Here is a 24,686-nt window from a genome sequence, read left to right as displayed (position 1 = left end):
CGGCCGGCGCGGCGCACGTCCTCGTGCTGCCCGCCGGACCTCCCTCTGACGGACCTGTTCCAGGCCCGTCGCCCCATCGCGCGGCCCGGCCGCCCCCACGTCGAGGAACCCTCATGTCCACTGCACACCTGACGCTCGACCCCCGCTTCACCATCGGCGCCGTCCACCGGCGGGTCTTCGGCTCCTTCGTCGAGCACCTGGGCCGCTGCGTCTACGACGGCCTCTACGAGCCCGGTCACCCGACGGCCGACGAGGAGGGCTTCCGGACCGACGTGCTCGAGCTGGTCCGTGAGCTGGGGGTGTCGACCATCCGCTACCCCGGCGGCAACTTCGTCTCCGGCTACCGGTGGGAGGACGGCGTGGGGCCGCGAGAGTCCCGGCCCAAGCGCCTGGACCTGGCCTGGCACTCGCTGGAGACCAACCAGGTCGGCCTGCACGAGTTCGCCCGCTGGAACGACAAGGCGGGCAGCGAGCTGATGTTGGCGGTCAACCTCGGCACCCGCGGTGTGCTGGAGGCCCTGGACCTCCTGGAGTACAGCAACGTCCGGTCCGGATCGGCCCTGTCGGACCAGCGGATCGCCGACGGCACCACGGAGCCCTTCGGCGTGAAGATGTGGTGCCTGGGCAACGAGATGGACGGCCCCTGGCAGCTGGGGCACCGCAGTGCGGAGGACTACGGCAAGATCGCCGCCCAGACCGCCAAGGCCATGCGCCAGCTGGACCCGTCGGTCGAGCTCGTGGTGTGCGGCAGCTCCAACTCGGCCATGCCGACGTTCGGCGCGTGGGAGCGCACCGTGCTGGAGCACACCTACGAGGACGTCGACTACATCTCCTGCCACGCCTACTACGCCGAGCGGAACGGCGACCTGGCCGGCTTCCTCGCCTCGGCCGTCGACATGGACCACTTCATCGAGTCCGTCGTCGCCACCGCGGACCACGTCAAGGCCGAGCTGCGCAGCGCCAAGACGATCAACATCGCCTTCGACGAGTGGAACGTCTGGTACCAGGAGCGCTTCCACGCCGAGGACCAGATCACCGACATCGAGCAGTGGCCCTACGCGCCCCGCCTCCTCGAGGACGCGTACCACGTCGCCGACGCCGTCGTGGTCGGCAGCCTGCTCATCTCGCTGCTCAAGCACGCCGACCGGGTCACCTCCGCCAGCCTGGCGCAGTTGGTCAACGTCATCGCCCCGATCATGACCGAGCCCGGTGGCCCGGCCTGGCGGCAGACGACGTTCTTCCCGTTCGCGCTGACCTCCCGGCTGGCCCGGGGCACCGCGCTGCGGGTCGAGCTGTCCAGCGAGACCTACCGCACCACCGAGCACGGGGACGTCCCGCTGGTCGATGCGGTGGCCACCCACGACCCGGAGACCGGCGCCACGGCCGTCTTCCTGGTCAACCGGGCGATCGAGGGGCCGACGACGGTGACCGTCGACGCCCGCAGCCTGGGCGACGTGCGGGTCCTGGAGACGCACACCCTCGCCGACGACGACCCCTACGCGGTCAACACCCTGGCCGAGCCGACCCGGGTCGCCCCGGGGGCCAACAAGAGCGCCCACCTGCAGGACGGCGTCCTCACCATCGAGCTGCCCCCGGTGTCCTGGACGGCGGTCTCCCTTGGCTGACCCCCGACCCACGCAGCACCCGATGACCTCTCCCTCGTCCCCCGGATCCCCGGCATCTCAGATCACCAGGAGTGCGCCCGATGGCGACCGTCACCTATGACCGAGCGACCCGGCTCTACCCCGGCAGCGACAGGCCGGCGGTCGACCAGCTCGAGCTGCAGATCGAGGACGGCGAGTTCCTGGTGCTCGTCGGCCCCTCCGGGTGCGGCAAGTCCACCTCGCTGCGGATGCTCGCCGGCCTGGAGGACGTCGACGGCGGCGCGATCCGGATCGGGGAGACCGACGTCACCGACGTCGCGCCCAAGGACCGGGACATCGCGATGGTGTTCCAGAACTACGCGCTCTACCCGCACATGAGCGTCGCGGACAACATGGGCTTCGCGCTGAAGATCGCCGGGATGGGCAAGGAGGAGCGCCGCACCCGGGTGGAGGAGGCGGCCAGGCTCCTGGACCTGGAGCCCTACCTGGACCGCAAGCCCAAGGCGCTCTCCGGTGGTCAGCGGCAGCGGGTGGCGATGGGGCGGGCGATCGTGCGCAAGCCGCAGGTGTTCCTGATGGACGAGCCGCTGTCGAACCTGGACGCCAAGCTGCGGGTGCAGACGCGTACGCAGATCGCCTCGCTGCAGCGCCGGCTGGGCATCACCACCGTCTACGTCACCCACGACCAGGTCGAGGCGATGACCATGGGGGACCGGGTCGCGGTGCTCAAGGACGGCCTGCTCATGCAGGTCGGTGCCCCCCGTGAGCTCTACGACCGCCCGGCCAACGTCTTCGTGGCCGGTTTCATCGGCTCCCCGGCGATGAACCTCTTCGAGGTGCCGGTGACCGACGGGGGCGTCCGCTTCGGGGACCGCGTCCACCCGGTGGCGCGGCAGTCCCTCGCCGCCAGCGCGGGCGAGACGATGACCCTCGGCGTCCGTCCCGAGGACTTCGAGGTCTCCGACGCCGGCGCGGTGGTCGAGGTCGACGTGGTCGAGGAGCTGGGCGCCGACGCCTATCTCTACGGACGGCTCCTCCAGGAGGGCACTGAGTCCATCGTCACGGTCCGCGTCGACGGCCGGCGGCCGCCACAGCGGGGTGAGCGGGTCCACGTCGTGCCGCGGGCCGACCACGTCCACCTCTTCGGCAGCGACGGGACCCGGCTCGCCGGCTGACCCGTCGGGTCCGCCGGGTGGGTGGGAGCTGCCGGTCCGGGTGTCGGGACGTAGGGTCGGCGGCGGAGACGTCAGGGTGTCTGGTGGCCCCCGCGGCCTCTAAAGCCGACGTGGCCGAGCAACTCGGTCAGGCGGGTTCGATTCCCGTCCGTCTCCGCCAGCCGCTCCGCGGAGCCGGCCCTCGGGTCGGCTCCGCGACGGGCACCTACGCTCGGCCGCGATGACCACGGAAGCCACGACCACCGCCGCGGCCACCGACCCGCGCCGGCAGGTGCCCCGGACCGACACCGTGCTCGCCGACCCCGCCGTCGCGGCTGCGGCGCAGCGGCTGGGCCGGGAGCTGGTGAAGCGCGCCGTGCAGGTCGCGCAGCAGCGTGTCCGGGACGGCGACGTCGCGCCGGAGGACGTCGCCGCGGCGGTCCTGGACGGGCTGCCGGGCACCGCCAGCAGCCTGTCGCCGGTGCTGAACGCGACCGGCGTGCTCGTGCACACCAACCTCGGCCGGGCACCGCTGTCCGGCGCGGCCGTGGCGGCGGTGGTGGCCGCCAGCGGCACCACCGACGTCGAGCTCGACCTCGGTACCGGCCGGCGCGGCCCGCGGGGGGAGGGGGCGCTGTCGGCGTTGCTGGCCGCCGTGCCCGCCGCCGAGGCCGCGCTGGTGGTGAACAACTGCGCCGCCGCGCTGGCGCTGGTGGCCACCGCGTTCGGCGGTGAGCTGGTCATCGCCCGCGGGGAGCTGGTCGAGATCGGCGACGGCTTCCGCATCCCCGACCTGCTGGTCAGCACCGGCGCCCGGCTGCGCGAGGTCGGGACGACGAACCGGGTCTCGCTGGCCGACTACACCGACGCGCTCGGCCCGGACACCGGCGCGGTGCTCAAGGTGCACCCCTCCAACTTCGTCGTCCGCGGCTTCACCCGGTCCGCCGACGTCGCCGAGCTGGCTCCGGCGCTGGCCGGCACCGGGGTGCCGCTGGTCGCCGACGTGGGCAGTGGACTGCTCCGCCCGCACCCGCTGCTGCCCGACGAGCCGGACCTGCAGACGACGCTGGCCGCCGGTGCGGACCTGGTGCTGTGCAGCGGCGACAAGCTGCTCGGCGGGCCGCAGGCCGGGATCGTGCTGGGCTCCGCGGCGCTGGTCCAGCGGCTGCGGCGACACCCCCTCTACCGGGCGCTGCGGGTCGACAAGACGACCCTCGCGGCGCTCGAGGCGACGCTGCGCGGCCCGGTGCCACCGGTCCGGGAGATGCTCGACGCCGACCTGGCCGGCCTGCAGGCCCGCGCCGCAGCGGTCGCCGCCGCGCTGCAGGCCTGCGGGGTCGAGGCCGTCGCCGTCCCGGCGACCGCGCGGGTCGGCGGTGGGGGAGCCCCGGAGTTCGAGCTGCCCAGCGCCGCCGTCGCCCTGGACCCCCGCTTCGCCGCGCCGCTGCGCGCCGGCAGCCCGCCGGTGGTGGGCTACCTGGAGGGCGACCGCACCCTGCTGGACCTGCGCAGCCTGCTCCCCGCCGACGACGAGCGGCTCACCGCGGCCGTGTCGGAGGTGGCCCGCCGGTGGAGGTGACCGCTGCCCGCACGTCCCGGATGGACGTCCTGGCGACCGCCGGCCACGTCGACCACGGCAAGTCGACCCTGGTGACGGCGCTGACCGGGATGGAGCCCGACCGGTGGGAGGAGGAGCGCCGGCGCGGGCTCACCATCGACCTCGGGTTCGCCTGGACGACGCTGCCCTCCGGCCGCCGGCTGGCGGTCGTCGACGTGCCCGGGCACGAGCGGTTCGTGGGCAACATGCTCGCCGGGGTCGGGTCGGTCCCCGCCGCGCTGGTCGTGGTCGCCGCCGACGACGGCTGGTCGGCGCAGACGGCCGAGCACGTCGCCGTCCTGGACGCCCTCGGGGTGCGGCACGGGCTGCTCGCCGTCACCAAGTCCGACCTGGCCGATCCCGCACCGGTGCTCGCCGACGCCGCCGAGCGGCTGGCCGGGACGTCGCTGGGCCGGGTCCCGGCCGTGGCGGTCAGCGCCCGTGCCGGCACCGGGCTGCCGGAGCTGGCGGGCGCGCTGGAGCAGGTGCTGGCCGGACTGCCTGCACCCGAGCCGGCCGCGCCGGTGCGGCTGTGGATCGACCGGGCCTTCACCATCCGGGGCGCCGGCACCATCGTGACCGGCACCCTGGCCGCCGGGACGGTGACCACCGGCGACCGCCTGGACCTGGCCGGACGTGCGGTGACCGTGCGGGGGCTGCAGTCGCTGGGCGCGCCGGTCGACTCGGCCTCGGCCACCGCCCGGGTGGCGCTCAACCTGCGCGGCGTGGCGGTCGAGGAGCTCTCCCGCGGCGACGCGCTGCTCACCCCCGACGCGTTCCGGCGCACCGCCGACCTGGACGTGACCCTGGTGCGACCGGTCGAGGAGAAGCTGCCCGCGGAGCTGATCGTGCACATCGGGTCGGCCACGGTCGCCGCACGCGTGCGGCCGCTGGACGGGTCGGCACTCCGGCTGCGGCTGGCCACCGAGCTGCCGCTCCGGGTGGGTGACCGGCTGCTGCTGCGCGACCCCGGTGCCCGCCGGGTGCACGGCGCCGACGTGCGCGACGTGGACCCGCCGGAGCTGCGCCGCCGCGGCGCCGCCCGGAGCCGCGCGACCGAGCTGGCCGAGCAGCCGCTGGGTGAGGCCGGGGCGCGGGCGGACCTGATGCGGCGACGGTTCGTGCGCCGCGCCGACTTCGTCGCCATGGGCTGGCCGGTGCCCGCCGACGCCACGGTGGTCGGCCCCTGGCTGCTGGCGCCGGGGCTGGCCGACGAGCTGGCCGCCCGGGTGCCGCAGGTGGTGGCCCGCTACCGGCAGCTGCGCCCGCTGGAGGCCGGCCCGCCGACCGCGGTGCTGCGGTCGGCCCTGGAGCTGCCCGACGTGGAGCTGGTGCCCGCTCTCGTCCGGGAGCCCCTGGCGCTGCGGGACGGCCGGGTCGTCGCCGGTGCCGCGGCGCTGCCACCGGCGGTGCAACGGGCGGTGGACGGCATCCGGGCCCGGCTGGTCCAGGAGCCGTTCGCCGCACCCGAGGCCGGTGACCTGGTGGCCGCCGGGCTGGGGCCGCGGGAGCTGGCAGCGGCGGTGCGCGACGAGCAGCTGGTGCGGATCGCCGAGGGCATCTACCTGGCCCCCGGCGTCGCCGAGCAGGCGCGGACCCGGCTGGCGACGCTGCCGCAGCCGTTCACGCTCAGCGAGGCGCGCAAGGCCTGGGGGACCACCCGCCGGGTCGCCGTCCCGCTGGCCGAGTGGCTCGACGCCCGCGGGGTCACCGTCCGCCAGCCGGACAACACCCGCCGCCTGCGCTGACCCGGCGTGGGATCCGTGCGCCGCCCGGACGGCTCCCTACGGTGACGCGGTGATCGACTTCTCGAACGGTTCCGTCTTCAAACTCAGTCCCTGCGACATGAAGGACATCGCGCCGGCCGTTGCGCCGCTGCTCGTCGCGGGCGAGCAGTTCGTCGCGTCCTTCAAGGGCGTGCGCGACTTCGTCGTCTTCACCGACAAGCGACTGATCGCGGTCAACGTGCAGGGCATCACCGGCAAGAAGCGCGACTTCACCTCGCTGCCGTACAGCAAGGTGCAGGCCTTCTCCATCGAGACCGCGGGGACCTTCGACCTGGACGCCGAACTCGACCTCTGGTTCAGCGGGCTGGGCAAGGTCCGCCTGGAGTTCCGGGGGAACGCCGACATCCGCCAGCTCGGTCAGATGATCGCCACCTACGTGCTCTGAGCGCGGACGCGCCGAGCCGCTGACTCAGACCGGGCCGCCGCCGGCGGCCAGCTGCCGCAGGTCGGCGTGGGCCGGCGTCTCCACCGGCAGCGGGGGATCGGCGTCGTGGACCTCGACGAGCTGGTCCGGGTGCACCGGATCCGGGAGCTGGCGGAACTGCGCCCGGGGGTCCACCTGCTCGGTCATGGACCCAGGGTGCGGCCGCGGGCACGAGCCCGGCAAGGGGGTCGGGCACGCTCGTGCTCTGGCTGCACTGGTGCACCAGAGCACGAGCGTGCGCGGAGCTACTCGCCGGCCGGCACCCAGCGGGCGGGGCGCTTCTCCCGGAAGGCGGCGATGCCCTCCTGGCCCTCCTCGCCGGCGAAGAACCGCGCCGACAGCTCCAGCAGCCCGGGGAACTGCCCGGCCAGGTCGGTGCCCGACCGCAGCAGCCGCTTGGTCTCCGCCAGCGCGGTCGGCGCTCCGGCGGCCAGCGCGGTGACCTGGGCGGCGACGGTGGCGTCGACCTCGTCGTCGGGCACCGCCAGGTCGACCAGCCCGCCGGCGGCGGCGGTCGCGGCGTCGAAGACCTCGCCGGTGAGCATCAGCCGGTGGACGACGTTCGGCAGCATCCGCGGCCGGCACACCGCGGAGATCACCGCCGGGACGAGGCCGATCCGCACCTCGGTGAACGCGAACGTGGCGCCGGCACCGGCCACCACCACGTCACAGGCGGCGGCCAGCCCCACGCCGCCCGCGCGCGCCGGGCCGCGGACGGCGGCGAGCACCGGCTTGGGTGCGTGCCAGATCAGCTGCAGCAGCTCGGGGAACTCGTTGACGCCCTGGTCGGCGGCGGCGCCGCCGGTGGCCTCGGCGAGGTCCATGCCGGAGCAGAACACCCGGCCGGTGTGGTCCAGGACCACCACCCGCACGGCGTCGTCGGCGAAGGCCTCGGTGAGGGCGGCGCGGAGCTGGGCGCGCATCGCGCGGGAGAGGGCGTTGCGGTTGGCGGGGGAGTCGAGGGTCAGTCGGGCCACGCCGGCGGACACCTCGACGGAGAGCACGCGGTCGTCATTGGTCGCGGAGGTCACGCCGCCATCTTGCCGGGGGCGGTCACACTGGGTGCAGCGATGACTGCCACCCTCCCTCTCCTCGGCCAGACCCCGGCGCTGCCCGCGGACCCCTCGATGCTCCCGGCGTCGGCCCGCGAAGGGCTGCCGACGACGCCGTTCGGGCTCTACGTGCACGTGCCGTTCTGCGCGACCCGCTGCGGCTACTGCGACTTCAACACCTACACCTCCGACGAGCTGGGCCCCGGCGCCAACCGCAGCGAGTACGCCGGCACCGCGATCGCCGAGCTGCGGCTGGCCGCCGAGGTGCTGGGACCGGACCGTCCCACCGTGCAGACCGTCTTCGTCGGCGGGGGCACGCCGACGCTGCTGCCGGCGCAGGACCTGGTGGCCGTCATGGACGCCGTCCGGGAGCTCTTCCCGGTGGCCCCCGACGTCGAGGTGACCACCGAGGCCAACCCCGAGTCGGTGACGCCGGAGTCGCTGGCCACCCTGCGGGCCGGCGGCTTCACCCGGATCAGCCTGGGCATGCAGTCCGCCGCCGAGCACGTGCTCGCCGTGCTGGACCGCCGGCACACCCCCGGCCGGGCGGTGCAGGCCGCGCACGAGGCCCGCGCCGCCGGGTTCGAGCACGTCAACCTGGACCTGATCTACGGCGCGCCGGGAGAGACCGACGCCGACTGGCAGGCCTCGCTCGACGCCGTCCTGGCCGCTCCGGTCGACCACGTCAGCGCCTATGCGCTGATCGTCGAGCAGGGCACCCGGCTGGCCCGGCGGGTCGCTCGCGGCGAGCTCCCGATGCCCGACGACGACGTGCTCGCCGACCGCTACGAGCAGGCCGACCGGGCGTTCGGCGGCGCCGGGCTGGGCTGGTACGAGGTGTCGAACTGGGCCCGCGACCGGGCGGCCCGCTGCCGGCACAACGAGCTGTACTGGGCCAACGCGAACTGGTGGGGCATCGGGCCGGGCGCGCACTCGCACGTCGGCGGGCTGCGCTGGTGGAACGTCAAGCACCCGGCCGCCTACGCCGACCGGCTCGCCGCCGGCCTGCACCCGGCCGCCGACACCGAGCTGCTGACGGCGGAGGACCAGGCGCTGGAGCGGGTGATGCTGGGGCTGCGGCTGCGCGACGGGCTGCCGCTGGCCGCCCTGTCGCCGGCCGGGCAGGCGCGGGCCGCGGAGGCATGCGTCCGAGGGCTGCTGGCGGCCGGGCCGCACGAGGCCGGGCTCGCCGTCCTCACCGACCGGGGCCGGCTGCTCGCCGACGCCGTCGTCCGCGACCTCACCGACTGAAGAAGGGCCCCGCTGCCCCCACCGCTCGCAAGCTCGCGGTGGGCCCCTGCAGCGGGGCCGGAGGACGGGGTGTCAGCCGTGCAGCGCGGCCAGGACCTGGTCGCCGAACTTCTCCAGCTTCGTGGCGCCGACGCCGCCGATCGTGCCCAGGGCGGCCAGGGTCGCCGGCTCCTCGGTGGCGATCTGCCGCAGCGTCGCGTCGTGGAAGACCACGTAGGCGGGCACGCCCTGCTCCTTCGCGGTGACGGCCCGCCAGGCCCGCAGCCGCTCGAAGGCGCCGGCGGCCGACGCGGGCAGCTCCGGCGCGGCGGCCTTGCCCCCACGGGCCCGGGCGGCCCGCACCGGACGGTCGGGCTCGCGGCGCATCAGCACCTCGCGCTCCCGGCGCAGCACCGGCCCGCTCGCCTCGTTGAGCGCCAACGTGCCGTACTCGCCCTGCACGGCGAGCAGCCCCTGGGCCAGCAGCTGGCGGACGACGCCGCGCCACTGGCCCTCGGTGAGGTCGGTGCCGATGCCGAAGACGGTCAGCTCGTCGTGGCTGTGCTGAGCGACCTTGTCGGTGCGCCTGCCCAGCAGGATGTCGATCGACTGGCCCGCGCCGAAGGACTGCCCGCGCTCGCGCTGCAGCCGCAGGACCGTGGACAGCAGCATCTGCGCCGGGACGGTGGCGTCCCAGGACTCCGGCGGGTTCAGGCAGGTGTCGCAGTTCCCGCACGGTGAGCTCTCCTGGCCGAAGTGGGCCAGCAGCCGCACCCGCCGGCACTCGACGGTCTCGCAGAGCGCCAGCATCGCGTCGAGCTGCGCCGACAGCACCCGGCGGTGCGCGGCATCGCCCTCGGAGGAGTCGATCATCTTGCGCTGCTGCACGACGTCGGCGAGCCCGTAGGCCAGCCACGCGGTCGACGGGAGTCCGTCACGGCCGGCGCGGCCGGTCTCCTGGTAATAGCCCTCCACCGACTTGGGCAGGTCGAGGTGGGCGACGAACCGGACGTCGGGCTTGTCGATGCCCATGCCGAACGCGATGGTCGCCACCATCACCAGGCCGTCCTCGCGGAGGAAGCGGGACTGGTGCGTCGCGCGGGTCCGCTGGTCCAGCCCCGCGTGGTACGGCAGGGCCGCGATGCCCTGGCCGACCAGGAACTCCGCGGTCTTCTCCACCGAGGCCCGGGACAGGCAGTAGACGATCCCGGCGTCCCCGGGGTGCTCGGTGCGCAGCAGGTCCAGCAGCTGCTTGCGTGGCTCGTTCTTCGGCGCGATCCGGTACTGGATGTTCGGCCGGTCGAACCCGGCGACCACGTGGAGCGCGTCGTCCAGCTGCAGCCGGGTGCTGATCTCGGTGTGCGTGGCGCGGGTGGCCGTCGCCGTCAGGGCGATCCGGGGGACGTCGGGCCAGCGCTCGTGCAGCATCGACAGCGCGAGGTAGTCGGGCCGGAAGTCGTGCCCCCACTGCGCAACGCAGTGCGCCTCGTCGATGGCGAACAGGGCGATCCGGCCGCGCTCGAGCAGGCGGGCGGTGGGGGAGGCGCCCCCGCCGAGGGACTCCGGGGCCACGTAGAGCAGGTCGAGCTCCTCGGCGAGGAAGGCCTCCTCGACGGCCCGGCGTTCGGCGCGGTCCTGGCTGGAGTTGAGGAACCCGGCGCGGACGCCGAGGGTGCGCAGCGTGTCGACCTGGTCCTGCATGAGCGCGATCAGCGGCGAGATCACGACCCCGACGCCGTCCCGCAGCAGGGCCGGCACCTGGTAGCACAACGACTTGCCGCCACCGGTGGGCATGAGCACCAGCGCGTCACCACCGGCGACGACGTGGTCGACGACCTCGCGCTGCGGTCCGCGGAAGGCGTCGTAGCCGAACACCCGGCCGAGCACCTCGAGGGCCGGGTCCTGGATCGCGGGGTCCTGGAGCGCGGGGTCCTCGATCACGTCCACCAGGCGAGGGTAGGCGGGTCGGGGCCGGTGGTCTGACATCCGTCACGAGGTGTGGACGACGTCTCACACTGCCGCCGGACCCCCGGTGACCGCCAGGCTCGTGTCATGCCCGAGACCCCCGCCCTCGACGTCCGCGGACTGACCGTCCGGTACGGCGACGTCACCGCTGTGCACGACCTGACCCTGGCCGTCCCCCGCGGGGAGACCGTCGCCCTGCTCGGCGCGAACGGGGCCGGGAAGTCCTCCGTCGTCAACGCCGCGCTCGGCCTGTTCCGCCCGGCCGCCGGCACGGTCCGGCTGCTCGGGCGCGAGCCGGTGGCGGCGCTGGAGGCCGGCGGCGTCGGCGCGATGCTGCAGCACGGCGGCCTGCCCAGCGAGGCCCGCGTCGGCGAGGTGCTGGCGCTGGTGCGCGGTCGCTACGAGGACCCGTGGCCGCTGGCGGACCTGGCCGCCACGGCCGGCATCGGCGGCCTGCTCGACCGCTCGGTCGACGCGCTGTCCGGCGGTCAGCGCCAGCGGGTGCTGCTCGCCCTGGCCCTGGCCGGGGCGCCCCCGCTGCTGCTGCTGGACGAGCCGACCTCGGCGATGGACGTCGAGGGGCGGCAGGCCTTCTGGGCCACGATGCGCGACCTGGCCGGGCGCGGGCACACCGTCGTCTTCGCCACCCACCACCTCGACGAGGCCGACGCCGTCGCCGACCGGGTCGTGGTCGTCGCCGGTGGGCGGGTCGTCGCCGACGGGACGGCGGCGGCGATCAAGGCACGCATCGGCGGGCGCACCGTCCGGTTCCGCTGCCCCGGGCCGCGCGACGGCCTGTCGGGGCTGCCCGGCGTCACCGGCACGAGCGGGGGCGGCGACTGGGTCGAGCTGGCCACCTCCGACGCCGAAGCCACCCTGCGCGCGCTGCTCGCCGGCCGCACCGCACTGCCCGACCTCGAGGTGCGCGGCGCCAGCCTCGAACAGGCCTTCCTGCACCTCACGAGCACCGCGGACGGAGTCTTGCGATGACCGACCTCTTCCTCTTCCAGCTCCGCCGGGTGGGGCGCAACAAGCAGTACCTGTTCTTCACGGTGCTGCTGCCGGCGCTGTTCACGATCTTCTTCACCCAGGTCATCGGCGGGCAGGCGCCGGCCGGTGAGTTCCAGGACCTGGCCGGCGCCGTCCTGGTCTCGATGATGGCCTACGGGGCGATCGGGGCGGCGCTCGGCGCGACGATCCGGATCGCCTTCGACCGCTCCTCCGGCTGGCTGCGGCAGCTGCGCGTGACGCCCGTGCCCGCCGGGTCGGTGTTCGCCGTCGACGTGGCCGTCGGGGCGCTGCTGGTGCTGCCCAGCCTGGTCGTCGTCGCGCTGGTCGGGCGGTTCGTCAACGGCGTCGAGTTCGGCCTGGGCACCTGGGTGGCGCTGGTCGGGTCGCTGTGGGTCGGGTCGCTGGTCTTCGTCGCCCTCGGCGTGGCCGTGGGGCTGGCGCTGGACGCCCAGGCCGCGGGTGCGGCGATCGGGATCCTCGGCACGGTGCTGGCCGCGCTCGGTGGCCTGTGGTTCCCGGTGGAGATGTTCCCCGGCGGGATGGTGGCCCTGGCCCGCGCGCTGCCGTCCTACTGGTTCGCCGAGCTGGGCCGGGACGTGGCGGCCGGCACGTTCACCGGCACGCCGGTGCTCGTGCTGGCCGGCTACGGCGTCGTCTTCGCCGCCGCCGCGCTGGTGGTGGCCCGGCGGCGCCCGCTGCACGCGGTGGCGGGCTGACCCGTGACCGGGCAGCCGAGCGCTAGCGTCCGTCTCGTGGACCGGACGAACTGGTGGGGGCAGGCGATCTGGGCGGTGCCCTGGCTGCTGTTCCAGGTCTTCCCGATCGCCGACCTCGTCACCACCGACCGCCCGACGGCGGCGCGCTGGGTCGGCGCGATCGGGCTGCTCGTCTTCACCGTGGTCTACCTGCGGGTGATGGGTCAGCTCGGCCGGCCGCGGGCGCTGCGGCCGGAGTTCGCGGTGACCGCGGTGCTGGCCGTCGCGCTGGCGGTCGGGTTCGGGCCGGCCTTCGCCGGGCTGATGATCTACGTGTCGGCAGCCGCCGCAGCCACGCTGCCCGGGCGCTGGGTGTGGCCGGCCGTGATCGGCGCGGCGCTGGTGTGCCTGGCGGTGCCCCTTGTCTCGCGGGACCCCGGCCTGCTGTTCCTGTCGCCCATCTGCCTGCTCACCGCCTTCGGGATCCGGGGCACCGGCTACCTGATCACCGTGAACCGCGAGCTGCAGGAGGCCCGCGAGGAGCTGGCCCGCACCGCCGTCACCGAGGAGCGGCTGCGCTTCGCCCGCGACCTGCACGACCTGCTCGGCCACTCGCTGTCGCTGATCGCGCTCAAGAGCGAGCTCGCCCGCCGGCTGGCCGAGGCCGACCCGGCCCGCGCGGAGGCGGAGATGGCCGACGTCGAGGCGGCGGCCCGCGGGGCGCTGGCCGAGGTGCGGGACGCCGTCAGCGGCTACCGGCAGGTCACCTGCGCCCAGGCGCTCGCGGAGGCCCGATCCGCGCTGAGCGGGGCCGGGATCGACGTCCGGCTGCCCGACCGGGTGCCGGCGCTGCCGGGCACGGTCGACGCTGCGCTCGGCTGGGTGGTGCGCGAGGCGACGACCAACGTGCTGCGGCACAGCCGGGCCGGCGCGGTGACGATCGGCCTGATCGAGGACGGGGTGCGGGCGGTGCTGACGGTGACCGACGACGGTCGTGGCGCGGAGGACCCGGTCACCGTGCTGGGGACCTCGCCGGGGTCGGGGCTGGCCGGGCTGCGCGAGCGGGTCGGTGCGCTGGGCGGTGAGCTGACGGCCGGCCCGGTGGACGGCGGTGGGTACCGACTGAGGGCCACCGTGCCGCTGCTCCCGGTCTCGGTGAGCACGGCGACGGTGCCCGCGTGACGATCCGGGTGCTGCTGGCCGAGGACCAGGCGCTGGTGCGGGGCGCGCTGCGGGCGCTGCTCGACCTCGAGGAGGACATCGAGGTGGTGGCCGAGGTCGGGCGCGGTGACGAGGTGCTCGACGCCGCCCGCGCCTGCCGCCCGGACGTCGCGCTGCTGGACATCGAGATGCCGGGGCAGGACGGGATCGAGGCCGCCCGGGAGCTGGCTGCCGCGCTGCCGGAGGTGCGCGCCGTCGTCCTCACCACGTTCGGCCGGCCCGGGTTCCTGCGCCGGGCGATGGAGGTCGGCGCCGCCGGCTTCCTCGTCAAGGACTCACCGGTGGCCGAGCTGGCCCGGGGCATCCGGGCGGTGATGGCGGGGGAGCGGGTGATCGACCGGGACCTGGCCGCCGCGGCGCTGGCGATCGGCGCGACACCGTTGTCCGGCCGCGAGGCCGACGTGCTCCGGGCGGCGGCCGACGGGGCGACGGTCGCCGACATCGCCGGGCGGCTGTTCCTGTCCGAGGGGACGGTGCGGAACTACCTGTCCTCGGCGATCGGCAAGACCGGGGCCCGCACCCGGGTGGAGGCGGCGCGGGTCGCGGAGGAGAAGGGCTGGCTGTGAACCGTCAGCGCGCCTGGCCGGCGTCGGCCGGGGTGGTGTCCGCTGCGGGCCGTTCGGCCGGGGTCTGGGCCGGCATCAACGAGTCGAGGTCGAGCACCCGGACGTGGATGACGTTGCGCTGCTGCAGGGCCGCGCGCAGGGCGCGGTGCAGGCCGTCCTCCAGGTACGTCTCGCCCTGCCACTGCACCGCGTGCGGGAACAGGTCGCCGTAGAAGGTCGAGTCGTCGGCGAGCAGGGTGTCCAGGGCCAGCTCGCGCTTGGTCGTGACGAGGGTGTCCATCCGGATCTGCCGGGGCGGGATCATCGCCCAGTCGCGGGTGGAGAAGCCGTGGTCGGGGTAGGGGCGTCCATCACGCACCGCCTTGAAGATCAGGGCTGAGCCTCCCGCTCCCCGGCCCCCCGGTGGGGTCCGTCGACCCCGCCCACACTAGTGGCGTCGCGAGGCCGTCGCCGACGCTCCGCGGCCGGGATCGATCCCATCCGGCGGTGCGGCACTGCGAGCCGGAGGACGCCCTGGCCGGCCGGTCGTATGCTGGCACTCGGTCCACGCGAGTGCCAGGCACCTGCCCGGGCAGCCACCGCGGACCACGTCGATCCGGTACGGGAGGTGTCAGCCGTGGCGCACGACGACCGGCGCCTGCGGGTGCTGCGGGCGATCGTCCAGGACTACGTCTCCACCAACGACCCGGTGGGGAGCAAGGCCCTGGCCGCCCGCTACGACCTCGGGGTGAGCCCAGCCACGATCCGCAACGACATGGCGGTGCTGGAGGAGGAGGGGTACATCACCCAGCCGCACACCAGTGCCGGCCGGGTGCCCACCGACAAGGGCTACCGCTTCTTCGTCGACCGGCTGAGTGCGATCAAGCCGCTGTCGGCCGCCGAGCGCAAGGCGATCGAGAAGTTCCTCGACGGCGCCGTCGACCTGCACGACGTGCTGGGCCGCAGCGTCCGGCTGCTGGCCCAGCTGACCCGCCAGGTCGCCGTCGTCCAGTACCCGACGCTGTCGCGCAGCGCCGTCCGGCACCTGGAGCTGGTGCCGCTGTCGACGTCCCGGCTGCTGATGGTGCTGATCACCGACACCGGCCGGGTCGAGCAGCGCGTGGTGGAGGTGCCGGTCGACACCGAGGCCGAGACGGTCGCCGAGCTGCGCACGCTGCTCAACACCGCCTTCACCGGGGCGAAGCTGGGGGAGGCCAGCGACAAGGTCGGTGACCTGGTCGACAACTCCGCCCCGCACCTCCGCCCGCTCGTCGCCGCGGTCAGCGCCACCATGCTGGAGACCCTGGTCGAGCCCTCGGAGGACCGGCTGGTCATCGGCGGGACGGCCAACCTCGCGCAGGGCAGCGCCCTGGACTTCCCCGGCACCTTCCGGCCGTTGCTGGAGGCGCTGGAAGAACAGGTGGTCGTCCTGCGGTTGATGGCCGAGGTGGGGCCCAGCACGGTGACCGTGAGCATCGGTGAGGAGAACGAGCACGAGGCACTGACCGCCGCGTCGTTCGTCTCCGTGGGCTACGGGTCCGGCGACCAGGCGCTCGGTGGCCTGGGTGTCGTCGGCCCCACTCGCATGGACTACGCAGGGAACATCGCCGCGGTACGAGCCGTGGCCCGCTACGTCGGCCATCTGCTGGCCGAGAGCTGAGGACTGAGAACGCTTCATGGCAACCGACTACTACGGCGTGCTGGGCCTTGCCCGCGGGGCCAGTGACACCGAGATCAAGCGCGCCTACCGCAAGATGGCGCGCGACCTGCACCCCGACGTCAACCCCGACCCGGGCGCGAAGGAGAGGTTCGGCGAGGTCAGCCGGGCCTACGAGGCGCTGACCGACCCGGAGAAGCGTCGGATCATCGACCTCGGCGGTGACCCCTACGAGACCGGCGGTGGCCGCGGCGGCAGCCCGTTCGGCAACGCCGCCGGCTTCGGCGGCCTCGGCGACATCATGGACGCCTTCTTCGGCGGTGCGGGCGGCGGACGCGGCCCACGCGGCCGCACCCGGGAGGGCGAGGACGCGCTGATCCGGGTCGAGCTGGACCTGGACGAGACCGTGTTCGGCACGACGACGGAGGTCACCGTCGACACCGCCGTGCTCTGCGACGTCTGCACCGGTGCCGGCACCGCTCCCGGCACCCACCCGGAGACCTGCTCCACCTGCAACGGCCGCGGCGAGGTGCAGAGCGTGCAGCGCTCCTTCCTCGGTCAGGTCATCGCCAGCCGCCCGTGCCCCACCTGCCAGGCCACCGGCCAGGTCATCCCCAACCCGTGCCCGAAGTGCGCCGGTGACGGCCGGGTGCGCTCCCGCCGCACCATCCCGGTGAAGGTCCCGGCCGGCGTCGAGGACGGCATGCGGATCCGGCTGGCCGGCTACGGCGAGGTCGGTCCCGGTGGCGGCCCGGCCGGCGACCTCTACGTCGAGGTCCGCGAGCGCCCGCACGACGTCTTCACCCGCGACGGCGAGGACCTGCACTGCCGGGTCACGCTGCCGATGACCGCAGCGGCGCTGGGCACCACGCTGAAGCTGGAGACCCTCGACGGCGTCGAGGACCTCACGATCAAGGCCGGCACCCAGTCCGGCAGCGTGCTCACCCTGCGCGCCCACGGCGCACCGCGGCTGCGCGGCACCGGCCGGGGCAACCTGCTCGTGCACCTGGACGTGCAGACGCCCACCCGGATCGACGGCCGCCAGTCCGAGCTGCTGCGCGAGCTGGCCGGGCTGCGCGGGGAGGACCTCACCGACGGCAACAGCGCCAACCACGGCGGTCTCTTCACCCGGGTGCGCGACGCGTTCAACGGCCGATGAGCCAGGCCCCGGACGCGCTCTCCGCCGACGGTGCCCCGCTCTTCCTGCTCGACCAGGTGCCGGACGGCGACGTCCTCACCGTGGACGGCGCCGAGGGCCGGCACGCCGTCGACGTGCTGCGGCTCGGGGTCGGTGAGCGGGTCCGGGTGAGCGACGGGCAGGGGCTGCTGGTCGAGGGCTCCGTGCTCGCGGCCGAGGGGTCGGCGCTGCGCGTCCAGGTGCTCGCCCGGCACGACGTCCCCGCGCCGCAGCCGGAGTTCGTGCTGGTGCAGGCGCTGCCCAAGGGCGACCGCGGCCCGCTCGCCGTCGACCTGGCCACCGAGCTGGGCGTCGACCGGATCGTGCCGTGGACGGCGGCCCACTGCGTCACCCGGTGGCGGGAGGACCGGGTCGACAAGGGCCTGGCCAAGTGGCGCTCGGCCGCCCGGGCCGCGACCAAGCAGGCCCGCCGTCCGAGGGTGCCCGAGGTGACCGAGCCGATGAGCACCCGGCAGGTCTGCGGGATGCTCGCCGACGTCGACCTGGCGCTGGTGCTGCACGAGCAGGCCCGCCAGCCGTTCGCGCAGGTCGAGGTGCCGACGACCGGGACGATCGCCGTCATCGTCGGCCCCGAGGGCGGGCTCACCGACGGCGAGGTGGTCGCCTTCCGGGCTGCCGGCGCGCACTCGGTGCGGCTGGGCCCTGAGGTGCTCCGGACGTCGACCGCCGGCGCCGCCGCGCTCGCCGCACTCAGCGTTCGCACCCGCTGGCGGTAGCCGCGCGTTGATCATCGGCGAACGGCTGCGCGCCACGCCGATTCGGGCAGCCGAACGCCGGTGATCAACTCCTGAGGGCGGCCCGCGCGCGGGCGCTGACCAGGTCGACCGCGGCGGTCAGCAGCACCAGCGCCACCAGCACGGTGGTCACCGCGCCCCAGTCGAAGGCGGCCACCCGGGAGGCGAGCAGCGCACCGAGCCCGCCGGCGCCGAGCAGCCCGACCAGCACGGTGTCCCGGATCGCGACCTCCCACCGGTACAACGCGAACGCCAGCACCGGCCCGGTCGCCGCCGGCAGCACCGCGTACAGCCAGCCGCCCACGGGCCCGGCGCCCAGCGCGGTCAGCGCCGCCCGTGGCCGCGGGTCCAGCTCCTCGGTCGCCTCCGCGGCCAGCCGCCCCAGCACCCCGAGGGTGTAGACGCCCAGCGCCAGCGCGCCGGGCAGGATCCCGGGCAGCAGCACGAACAGCAGCACCAGCGCCCACACCGGCGGCGGCACGGCCCGCAGCAGCAGCAGGGCGAGTCGGACGACGGTCCCGGCCAGTCGACGTCCGGCGGACGCCCGGGCCGGGCGAGCGGCCACCCCGGCCAGCAGCACCGCCCCGGCGGTGGCGACGGCGATCGCGATCACCGACATCTGCACCGTGTCGACCGCCGCGACGGCGACCGCGGAGAGCAGGGGCGCGTCGACGTCCGGAGGCCAGGCGGCCGTCAGCACGTAGCGGAGCTGTTCGCCGGTGCGGTCGGCGACCAAGGTGGCCGGGGAGATCGCCAGGTACCACCACGACCAGGCGACCGCGGCCAGCGTGCCCAGCACCGCGGTGGTCAGCGCCGGGTCGCGGCGCAGCCGGTCCCCGGAGGAGCGCGGTGCGGCCACCCGCCGGCGCACCGCGCGCCCGCCGACGTCGGCGAGCAGGCACAGCAGCGCCAGGGCGTACACGCAGGACCACACCTGCTCCCAGCGCAGCGAGCTGAACGACAGCAGCAGCTGGTAGCCCAGCCCACCGGCGCCGATCAGCCCGAGCACCACGGCCGAGCGCACCGCGCACTCCAGCCGGTAGAAGGAGTACGACAGCAGCCCGCCGGACGCCGGCGGCAGCAGCCCGTACAGCGCGGCCGGCACCCGCCCCACCCCGCCGGCCAGCAGCGCCTCGTAGCCGCCGCGGGGCACCTCGTCGAGCAGGTCGGCGAAGACCTTCGCGGTCACCGCGCCGTAGGGGACGCCGATCGCCAGCACCCCGACCCAGGGGTCCAGGCCGAGCAGGTTGACCAGCAGCAGCCCCCACACCGCCTCGTGCAGCCCGCGGGGGACGGCGAGCGCCCCGCGGGACAGCGTCCAGCCCAGCCGGCGTCGTCCCCAGGTGGTCCGGGCGACCGCCACCGCGCCGACCGCGCCCAGCAGCACGGCCAGCGCCGCCCCGAGGGTGGCGTAGGCGACGGTGACCAGCACCGAGTCGGTGAGCACCCGCAGGAACTCGCCGTCCAGGGCGGGGGAGAGGGCGGCGGAGGCGAACCGGCCGAACTGCCCGGCGCCGGCCGGGTTGACGACGTCGCCGGCGAACGCCCCGGCCCCGGCCAGCGACCAGCCGAGGACGGCGAGCGCCCCCAGCCCCCACGCCCAGCGGGTCCGCACCCGCTGCAGCCGTGGCGGCGCCTGCGGCCGGTCCAGGACGGCGGTCACCGCGGGGCGCCGTAGAAGTCGGCGAGGTCCCCGACCGTGAGCGCGGCCGCCGGGGCGTCGAGCACCACACGGCCCTCGACCAGGCCGACCACCCGGGTGCAGTGCCGCAGCGCCAGCGCCGGGTCGTGCAGCGAGGCGACGAGCGCGCCACCCCGGTCGGCGGCCAGCCCGGCGAGCAGGGCGAGGGCACGCTCGGCCAGCACCGGGTCCAGCGCCGAGGCCGGTTCGTCGGCGAGCACCAACTCGGGCTGCTGCACCAGCAGCCGGGCGAGCGCGACCCGTTGCCGCTGGCCGCCGGAGAGCCGCTCGGTGCGCTCGAACACCCGGTCGGCCAGCCCGACCCCCTCCAGTGCGGCGAGCACCTCGGGCACGCCCTGCGGGCGCACCAGCGACCACGCCGCCCGCCAGGCCGGCCAGCTGGACAGCCGCCCGGCGTTGACGTTGTGCACCACCCGCAGCTGCCCGACGAGCTCCAGGTGCTGGTGGACGGTGCCGACCCGGGCACGCAGCTCCCGCTGGGCCCGGCCGCGCAGCGCCGTCGGGTCGGTCCCGAGCACCTCGACGGTGCCGGCGGTGGGCGGCACCGAGCCGTTGACCAGCCCGAGCAGCGTCGACTTGCCCGCTCCCGAGGGGCCGACCAGGGCCACCCGCTGGCCGGCGTCGACGGTGAGGTCGACGCCGGCCAGGGCGCGGGTGGTGCCGTAGCGGACCTCGACGCCGTCCAGCCGGAGGACGGCGGTCAGCTGATCAGCCCCAGGTCGCGGCCGATCGCCTCGATCTGGGTGTAGTTCGCCGCCTCGGTCGGGATGAACGACCCGGCGCCGAAGAGCTCCAGCACCTCGTCCCCGGCGGGCAGGCCGGTGAAGTACTCCAGCAGCCGGTCGGGCAGATCCGCACCCAGCCGCTCGACCGCCTCTGGGCTGAGCAGCCAGTGGTAGTCGTGGTACTCCGGGGTGCGGGCGTACTGGACCACCGCGGCGGGGTCGACGGTGCCGTCCTCGACGCGGGACCGCCACACCTGCTCGTTGAGCACCCCGGCCTGGTAGCTGCCGGAGGAGACCAGCGAGATCGTCGCGTCGTGCGAGCCGGAGAACCCGGGGCCGCCGGGGAAGCCCTGCGGGTCCACGCCCTGCTCGGTGAGGAAGTAGGCGGGCATCAGCCGGCCGGACGTCGACGTCTCGCTGCCGTAGGTGAACCGCAGGTCGGCCAGCGGGGTGAGGTCGTCGGCCGGGGTGAGCCCGGTGGCGGGGTTGACGATGAAGACCGAGTGGAACGACTCGTCGATGTCGCGCTGGGCGATCGGCTCGGCGCCGGGGGTCTGCAGCCGTGCCTGCACGCCGGTGAGCCCGCCGAACCAGACCAGGTCGAGGTCGCCGGTGCGGAAGAGGGAGACGGCGGCGCCGTAGTCGGTGACCGGCTGGTAGCGGACGTCGAGGTCCAGCGCCTCCGACATCGAGTCGGCGAGCGTGCCGTACAGCCGTTGCAGGACCTCGGGGTCCTGGTCGGGGATCGCGCCGATGGTCAGCGAGCCCGGCGAGCCGGACGACGAGCCGGCCGGGCCCCCGGACGACGACACGGGGGAGGTGCGGCCGCAGGCGGCGAGCCCGGCGGCGAGGACCGCGGCGCTCCCGGCGAGGAGGCTGCGCCTGCTCAGTGCGTGTTCTCCGAAGCCACCCGACCGGACGGCACGACGGCTGCTCACTACGTCCTCGGGTGGGGCTGGGGTGCGGACACGGGAGACCTCCAGGGAAGAGGGACGAGGCGGACTCGCCCATCGTCGCCCACCCCGTCCTGCACGGCGGCACCGACCACCACAATGGCCATCTTGGTGGTCGGCGGGACGGTCAGGACAGTTCGACGATGCTGCGGGTGACCGCCGCCTGCTCGGTGAGCACACCCCCGATGAGGTGCTGGGTCTCGTTGATCCGCTCCACGATGTCCCGGATCGAGGCGAGCGCGCCCACCACGTTCTGCACGTCGCCCTGGATGGCCGCGACCCGGCTGCTGACGTCCTCGGTCGCCTGGGCGGTCTCCCGGGCCAGCTCCTTCACCTCACCGGCGACCACGGCGAACCCCTTGCCGGCCTCCCCGGCCCGGGCGGCCTCGATCGTGGCGTTCAGCGCCAGCAGGTTGGTCTGCTCGGCGATCCCGGTGATCACCTTCACCACCTTGTCGATCTCCGCGCTGGAACGTCCCAGCCCCGCCACGAACTCGGTGGCCTCGCCGGCGACGCGCTGGCCGTCACCGGCCACCTTGGTGGCCTCGGCGACGTTGCGCTCCACCTCGTCGATCGAGGCGACCATCTCCCGGCCGGCGTCGGCGATGCGCTGGGTGGCCGCCAACCGCTCCAGCGTCTGGGAGATCAGGAAGGCGGTGTTGCGCAGCGCGTCCCGCCGGCTGTCGGCCAGGATCAGCGTCCGCTTGGCGAAGAAGTCCATCGTGCCGACGATCCGGCCGCCGACGGTGATCGGCAGGCAGACCCCGGAGCGGACGCCGGCGTTGCGCGCGGCCGGGGCGCGCACGCAGTCGTGCACCTGGCCGAGGTCCTCGACGAACACCAGTTCGCCGGCGGCCCAGGTCCTGCCGGCGACGCCGACGCCCTTGGCGAACCCCGACTCCAGCGTGATCCGCCGGAACTCCGGCCCCAGGTCGCCGGACTCCTGGGCGAACCGCAGGTCGTTCGTCGAGGCGTCCAGCGCCCAGTACGAGCCGTAGTGCCAGTCGAACTCCCGCCGGATGGTGTCCAGCGCGATGGACAGCGTCTCCTCCTGGGTGCGTGCCCGGGCGAGCCCGCGGAGCAGGCCGTTGATCGCCGCGACGTCACCGGCGGCACGCTTCTGGTCGGCGACCTCGGCCACCCGGCCGAAGGCCTGGGAGACCAGCAGCCCCACCGCCCGCAGCGCGTCGAGCCGCTCGGCCGACGGAGCCAGGGTCTCCATGGTGAAGAAGTCCATCGTCCCGACGACCCGGCCCTGCTGGATGATCGGGAAGCACACCCCGCTCTTCACCCCGACCCGTTGGGCCACCGGGGCGCGCACGCAGTCGGTCATCTCGCCGAGGTCGGCGACGAAGAAGAGGTCCCGGGCCTTCCAGGCCCGCCCGGAGAGCCCGACACCCTCGGCGAAGGAGGCGCTCCTGGTCACCGCGCGGAACTCCGGCCCGGCGTCACCGGACTCCACGGTGAAGTGCAGCTGCCCGTCCTCCGGCGCGACCATCCAGTAGGAGCCGTACGCCCAGCCGAAGCTGTCCCGGACGGTGTCGAGCGCGACCCGGGCCACCTCCTCGCAGGTGGTGGCCCGGTCCAGCGCGCCGAGGACCCGGGTGACCGCGGCGATGTCGGAGCGTGCCTCGTCGAGTTCGGCGGCGTGCTGCAGAGCGGTGCGTCGTGCCGCGGTGATGCGCATGGCGGGTCCCTCGGAGGTGTCGGGCCGCCTGCTGCTCGACGGTTCAGTCCCGTGGTCGGCAGCACGCCCCGAGCGATTGAGTCGAATCGATCAGATCGTGCGCGATCCAACGGACTCGTTCGTCCCGTTGCCGGCCCGTCCTAGAGTCCGGACATGACCCAGGGCCCGAGTGACTGCCTGTTCTGCCGGATGGTGGCCGGGGAGATCCCGCCGGACGTCGTCCGGGAGACCGACCGCACGCTCGCCTTCCGGGACATCAACCCGCAGGCGCCCACCCACGTGCTGGTCGTCCCGAAGGAGCACCACGCCACCCTCGGCGCGCTGGCCGGGGCGGACCCCGGGCTCACCGCCGAGCTGATCGCCGCCGCCCACGCCGTGGCGGTCCAGGAGGGGCTGGTGACGGCGGAGGCGCCCGAGCCCGGCTACCGCCTCGTGGCCAACACCGGCCCGCAGGCCGGGCAGAGCGTCCACCACGTGCACCTGCACGTCCTCGGCGGCCGCGGTCTGGGCTGGCCCCCCGGCTGAGCCGCGCGGCCCGAGCGGGGTGTCGACGTGGCCCGCGCGGGTACGCTGGGCCGGGTCACAACCCCCGTCGCAGGAAGGCAGGGTCGAGCGTTCTTGCCCGACACCTCACCAGACGCCGTACCGGAGACCATCGCGTCCTCCCGTGAGCTCTCCGCGCGTGCCGCGGCAGCCGGCGTCCCGGACCAGGCCGTACCGGCCGAGGTCCGCACCTCCATCACCGTCCCCGACAGCGTCTCCATGGTGGCCCTCCTCGGGTCCGGGGACGAGCTCCTCCGCCTGATCGAGACCGAGCTCGCCGCCGACGTGCACGTGCGCGGCAACGAGATCGCCATCACCGGGCAGCCGGCCGACAACGCCTTCGCCGTCCGGGTCTTCGACGAGCTGATCGCCCTGCTGGCGACCGGCCAGGCGCTGCGCCCGGACTCGGTCCGCCGTGTGGTCGGCATGCTGCGGGCCGGCGGCTCCGAGCGCCCCGCGGACGTGCTGAGCCTCGACATCATCAGCCGCCGCGGCCGCACCATCCGGCCGAAGACGCTGAACCAGAAGCGGTACGTCGACGCCATCGACCAGCACAGCGTCATCTTCGGCATCGGCCCGGCCGGCACCGGCAAGACCTACCTGGCGATGGCCAAGGCCGTGCAGGCGCTGACCACCAAGCAGGTCAACCGGATCATCCTGACCCGCCCCGCGGTGGAGGCCGGTGAGCGGCTGGGCTACCTGCCCGGCTCGCTGTCGGAGAAGATCGACCCCTACCTGCGGCCGCTGTACGACGCGCTGCACGACATGGTCGACCCGGAGTCGATCCCGCGGCTGATGCAGGCCGGCACCATCGAGGTCGCCCCCCTGGCCTACATGCGCGGCCGCACGCTCAACGACGCGTTCGTCATCCTCGACGAGGCGCAGAACACGACCGCCGAGCAGATGAAGATGTTCCTCACCCGGCTCGGGTTCGGCTCGAAGATGGTCGTCACCGGCGACGTCACCCAGGTCGACCTGCCCGGGGGTGCACAGAGCGGCCTGCGCATCGTGCGCGAGATCCTCGACGGCATCGACGACGTCCACTTCTCCACGCTGACCAGCTCCGACGTCGTCCGGCACCGGCTGGTCGGCGACATCGTGGACGCCTACGAGCGCTGGGACGCCACCCGGCAGACCCCGGCGCAGGCGACCGGCACGCGCCCGGCCCGGCGCGCGCAGCCCCGGCAGCAAGGGAGCTGAGC

At 74.6% G+C, this 24,686-nt stretch carries 23 protein-coding genes and 1 tRNA gene; 16 read left to right on the top strand and 8 right to left on the bottom strand.

All coding sequences use genetic code 11. From position 1 onward, the window contains the following. Nucleotides 1-113 precede the first annotated feature (113 nt). The 6 genes from arfA (at nt 114) to O2W16_RS02495 (ending at nt 6,527) form a co-directional block, all read left to right on the top strand. Entirely contained in the window at nt 114-1,625 is a 1,512-nt protein-coding gene (gene arfA, locus O2W16_RS02520; RefSeq protein ID WP_269157219.1) for an arabinosylfuranosidase ArfA, read from the top strand. An 80-nt stretch (nt 1,626-1,705) separates the two neighbouring features. Then, nucleotides 1,706-2,779 (top strand): ABC transporter ATP-binding protein, encoded by a 1,074-nt coding sequence (locus O2W16_RS02515; protein ID WP_269157218.1) that lies wholly within the window; start codon nt 1,706-1,708, stop codon nt 2,777-2,779. A gap of 64 nt (nt 2,780-2,843) precedes the next feature. Next, nucleotides 2,844-2,939, top strand: a tRNA-OTHER gene (locus tag O2W16_RS02510). A gap of 60 nt (nt 2,940-2,999) precedes the next feature. Beyond that, nucleotides 3,000-4,337: an L-seryl-tRNA(Sec) selenium transferase gene (gene selA, locus O2W16_RS02505; RefSeq protein ID WP_269157217.1), complete on the top strand. Its 1,338-nt coding sequence runs from the start codon at nt 3,000-3,002 to the stop codon at nt 4,335-4,337. Beyond that, entirely contained in the window at nt 4,328-6,103 is a 1,776-nt protein-coding gene (gene selB / locus O2W16_RS02500; RefSeq protein ID WP_269157216.1) for a selenocysteine-specific translation elongation factor, read from the top strand. Before selA ends, selB begins: the two co-directional genes overlap by 10 nt. Nucleotides 6,104-6,152: 49 nt before the next feature. Further along, on the top strand, nt 6,153-6,527 hold the full coding sequence (locus O2W16_RS02495; RefSeq protein WP_036336656.1) for a PH domain-containing protein: 375 nt from the start codon (nt 6,153-6,155) through the stop codon (nt 6,525-6,527). A 24-nt stretch (nt 6,528-6,551) separates the two neighbouring features. Here O2W16_RS02495 and O2W16_RS02490 read toward each other — a convergent pair whose 3' ends face one another. Beyond that, nucleotides 6,552-6,713 carry a hypothetical protein gene (locus tag O2W16_RS02490; RefSeq protein WP_269157215.1) on the bottom strand — a complete coding sequence of 54 codons (162 nt, stop codon included), beginning with the start codon at nt 6,711-6,713 and terminating at the stop codon, nt 6,552-6,554. A gap of 98 nt (nt 6,714-6,811) precedes the next feature. Then, nucleotides 6,812-7,597, bottom strand: a complete 786-nt coding sequence (locus tag O2W16_RS02485; protein ID WP_269157214.1) for an enoyl-CoA hydratase-related protein — start codon at nt 7,595-7,597, stop codon at nt 6,812-6,814. A gap of 39 nt (nt 7,598-7,636) precedes the next feature. Between O2W16_RS02485 and hemW the strand changes: the two genes are divergently transcribed. Continuing rightward, nucleotides 7,637-8,869, top strand: a complete 1,233-nt coding sequence (hemW, locus tag O2W16_RS02480) for a radical SAM family heme chaperone HemW (protein ID WP_269157213.1) — start codon at nt 7,637-7,639, stop codon at nt 8,867-8,869. A 72-nt stretch (nt 8,870-8,941) separates the two neighbouring features. Here the strand turns inward: hemW and recQ are convergent, their stop codons facing one another. After that, nucleotides 8,942-10,795, bottom strand: a complete 1,854-nt coding sequence (gene recQ, locus O2W16_RS02475; protein ID WP_269157212.1) for a DNA helicase RecQ — start codon at nt 10,793-10,795, stop codon at nt 8,942-8,944. A 105-nt stretch (nt 10,796-10,900) separates the two neighbouring features. Between recQ and O2W16_RS02470 the strand changes: the two genes are divergently transcribed. From O2W16_RS02470 to O2W16_RS02455, 4 genes are read left to right on the top strand one after another with little or no spacing between them, the layout of a single operon-like run. Then, complete coding sequence (locus O2W16_RS02470) at nt 10,901-11,803, top strand: ATP-binding cassette domain-containing protein (RefSeq protein ID WP_269157211.1); 903 nt, start codon at nt 10,901-10,903, stop codon at nt 11,801-11,803. Further along, nucleotides 11,800-12,540 carry an ABC transporter permease gene (locus tag O2W16_RS02465; RefSeq protein ID WP_269157210.1) on the top strand — a complete coding sequence of 247 codons (741 nt, stop codon included), beginning with the start codon at nt 11,800-11,802 and terminating at the stop codon, nt 12,538-12,540. Before O2W16_RS02470 ends, O2W16_RS02465 begins: the two co-directional genes overlap by 4 nt. A 36-nt stretch (nt 12,541-12,576) precedes the next feature. Beyond that, nucleotides 12,577-13,701 (top strand): sensor histidine kinase, encoded by a 1,125-nt coding sequence (locus O2W16_RS02460; protein WP_269157209.1) that lies wholly within the window; start codon nt 12,577-12,579, stop codon nt 13,699-13,701. After that, nucleotides 13,698-14,306: a response regulator transcription factor gene (locus tag O2W16_RS02455; protein WP_269157208.1), complete on the top strand. Its 609-nt coding sequence runs from the start codon at nt 13,698-13,700 to the stop codon at nt 14,304-14,306. The genes O2W16_RS02460 and O2W16_RS02455 overlap by 4 nt, the downstream gene beginning before the upstream one ends. Before the next feature lie 4 nt (nt 14,307-14,310). Here the strand turns inward: O2W16_RS02455 and O2W16_RS02450 are convergent, their stop codons facing one another. Next, nucleotides 14,311-14,676, bottom strand: coding sequence for a type II toxin-antitoxin system VapB family antitoxin (locus O2W16_RS02450; RefSeq protein WP_442928898.1), 366 nt, complete (start codon nt 14,674-14,676; stop codon nt 14,311-14,313). A 246-nt stretch (nt 14,677-14,922) separates the two neighbouring features. On the opposite strand from O2W16_RS02450, the gene hrcA reads away from it, so the two are divergent. Genes hrcA through O2W16_RS02435 form a run of 3 tightly spaced genes read left to right on the top strand, consistent with a single transcriptional unit; the run spans nt 14,923 to nt 17,856 of the window. After that, nucleotides 14,923-15,945 carry a heat-inducible transcriptional repressor HrcA gene (gene hrcA, locus O2W16_RS02445; RefSeq protein WP_269157207.1) on the top strand — a complete coding sequence of 341 codons (1,023 nt, stop codon included), beginning with the start codon at nt 14,923-14,925 and terminating at the stop codon, nt 15,943-15,945. 16 nt (nt 15,946-15,961) lie between these two features. Next, a complete protein-coding gene (gene dnaJ / locus O2W16_RS02440) occupies nt 15,962-17,101 on the top strand; it encodes a molecular chaperone DnaJ (RefSeq protein ID WP_269157206.1) in 1,140 nt (379 codons plus the stop codon). After that, the gene (locus tag O2W16_RS02435) at nt 17,098-17,856 is read left to right on the top strand and encodes a 16S rRNA (uracil(1498)-N(3))-methyltransferase (RefSeq protein ID WP_269157205.1); all 759 of its coding nucleotides are present in this window, start codon (nt 17,098-17,100) and stop codon (nt 17,854-17,856) included. The genes dnaJ and O2W16_RS02435 overlap by 4 nt, the downstream gene beginning before the upstream one ends. 64 nt (nt 17,857-17,920) lie before the next feature. On the opposite strand, the gene O2W16_RS02430 is transcribed toward O2W16_RS02435, so the two are convergent. The 4 genes from O2W16_RS02430 to O2W16_RS02415 form a co-directional block, all read right to left on the bottom strand. Continuing rightward, nucleotides 17,921-19,537 carry a PhnE/PtxC family ABC transporter permease gene (locus O2W16_RS02430; RefSeq protein WP_269157204.1) on the bottom strand — a complete coding sequence of 539 codons (1,617 nt, stop codon included), beginning with the start codon at nt 19,535-19,537 and terminating at the stop codon, nt 17,921-17,923. Then, a complete protein-coding gene (locus O2W16_RS02425) occupies nt 19,534-20,223 on the bottom strand; it encodes a phosphonate ABC transporter ATP-binding protein (RefSeq protein WP_269157472.1) in 690 nt (229 codons plus the stop codon). The genes O2W16_RS02430 and O2W16_RS02425 overlap by 4 nt, the downstream gene beginning before the upstream one ends. Before the next feature lie 53 nt (nt 20,224-20,276). Then, nucleotides 20,277-21,239, bottom strand: coding sequence for a putative selenate ABC transporter substrate-binding protein (locus tag O2W16_RS02420; RefSeq protein ID WP_269157203.1), 963 nt, complete (start codon nt 21,237-21,239; stop codon nt 20,277-20,279). A gap of 142 nt (nt 21,240-21,381) precedes the next feature. After that, nucleotides 21,382-22,941 (bottom strand): GAF domain-containing protein, encoded by a 1,560-nt coding sequence (locus O2W16_RS02415; RefSeq protein WP_269157202.1) that lies wholly within the window; start codon nt 22,939-22,941, stop codon nt 21,382-21,384. Nucleotides 22,942-23,094: 153 nt separating this feature from the next. Here O2W16_RS02415 and O2W16_RS02410 point away from each other — a divergent pair, with 153 nt between their 5' ends. Further along, on the top strand, nt 23,095-23,466 hold the full coding sequence (locus tag O2W16_RS02410; RefSeq protein WP_269157201.1) for a histidine triad nucleotide-binding protein: 372 nt from the start codon (nt 23,095-23,097) through the stop codon (nt 23,464-23,466). Nucleotides 23,467-23,559: 93 nt separating this feature from the next. After that, on the top strand, nt 23,560-24,684 hold the full coding sequence (locus tag O2W16_RS02405) for a PhoH family protein (RefSeq protein WP_269157200.1): 1,125 nt from the start codon (nt 23,560-23,562) through the stop codon (nt 24,682-24,684). Nucleotides 24,685-24,686 lie beyond the last annotated feature (2 nt).

Origin of the sequence: Modestobacter sp. VKM Ac-2984, from assembly GCF_026967985.1 — a bacterium.
In the GTDB taxonomy this organism is placed as follows: domain Bacteria; phylum Actinomycetota; class Actinomycetes; order Mycobacteriales; family Geodermatophilaceae; genus Modestobacter.
The sequence above is the reverse complement of the archived record's forward strand: the minus strand, read 5'-3'. Positions and strand labels throughout refer to the sequence as shown.

What these genes read in the sequence shown, in the direction of transcription:
- arfA (WP_269157219.1), top strand. Translation starts at nt 114, where the DNA reads ATGTCCACTGCACACCTGACGCTCGACCCCCGCTTCACCATCGGCGCC.
- O2W16_RS02515 (WP_269157218.1), top strand. Translation starts at nt 1,706, where the DNA reads ATGGCGACCGTCACCTATGACCGAGCGACCCGGCTCTACCCCGGCAGC.
- selA (WP_269157217.1), top strand. Translation starts at nt 3,000, where the DNA reads ATGACCACGGAAGCCACGACCACCGCCGCGGCCACCGACCCGCGCCGG.
- O2W16_RS02490 (WP_269157215.1), bottom strand. Translation starts at nt 6,713, where the DNA reads ATGACCGAGCAGGTGGACCCCCGGGCGCAGTTCCGCCAGCTCCCGGAT.
- hemW (WP_269157213.1), top strand. Translation starts at nt 7,637, where the DNA reads ATGACTGCCACCCTCCCTCTCCTCGGCCAGACCCCGGCGCTGCCCGCG.
- O2W16_RS02470 (WP_269157211.1), top strand. Translation starts at nt 10,901, where the DNA reads ATGCCCGAGACCCCCGCCCTCGACGTCCGCGGACTGACCGTCCGGTAC.
- O2W16_RS02465 (WP_269157210.1), top strand. Translation starts at nt 11,800, where the DNA reads ATGACCGACCTCTTCCTCTTCCAGCTCCGCCGGGTGGGGCGCAACAAG.
- dnaJ (WP_269157206.1), top strand. Translation starts at nt 15,962, where the DNA reads ATGGCAACCGACTACTACGGCGTGCTGGGCCTTGCCCGCGGGGCCAGT.
- O2W16_RS02435 (WP_269157205.1), top strand. Translation starts at nt 17,098, where the DNA reads ATGAGCCAGGCCCCGGACGCGCTCTCCGCCGACGGTGCCCCGCTCTTC.
- O2W16_RS02415 (WP_269157202.1), bottom strand. Translation starts at nt 22,941, where the DNA reads ATGCGCATCACCGCGGCACGACGCACCGCTCTGCAGCACGCCGCCGAA.
- O2W16_RS02410 (WP_269157201.1), top strand. Translation starts at nt 23,095, where the DNA reads ATGACCCAGGGCCCGAGTGACTGCCTGTTCTGCCGGATGGTGGCCGGG.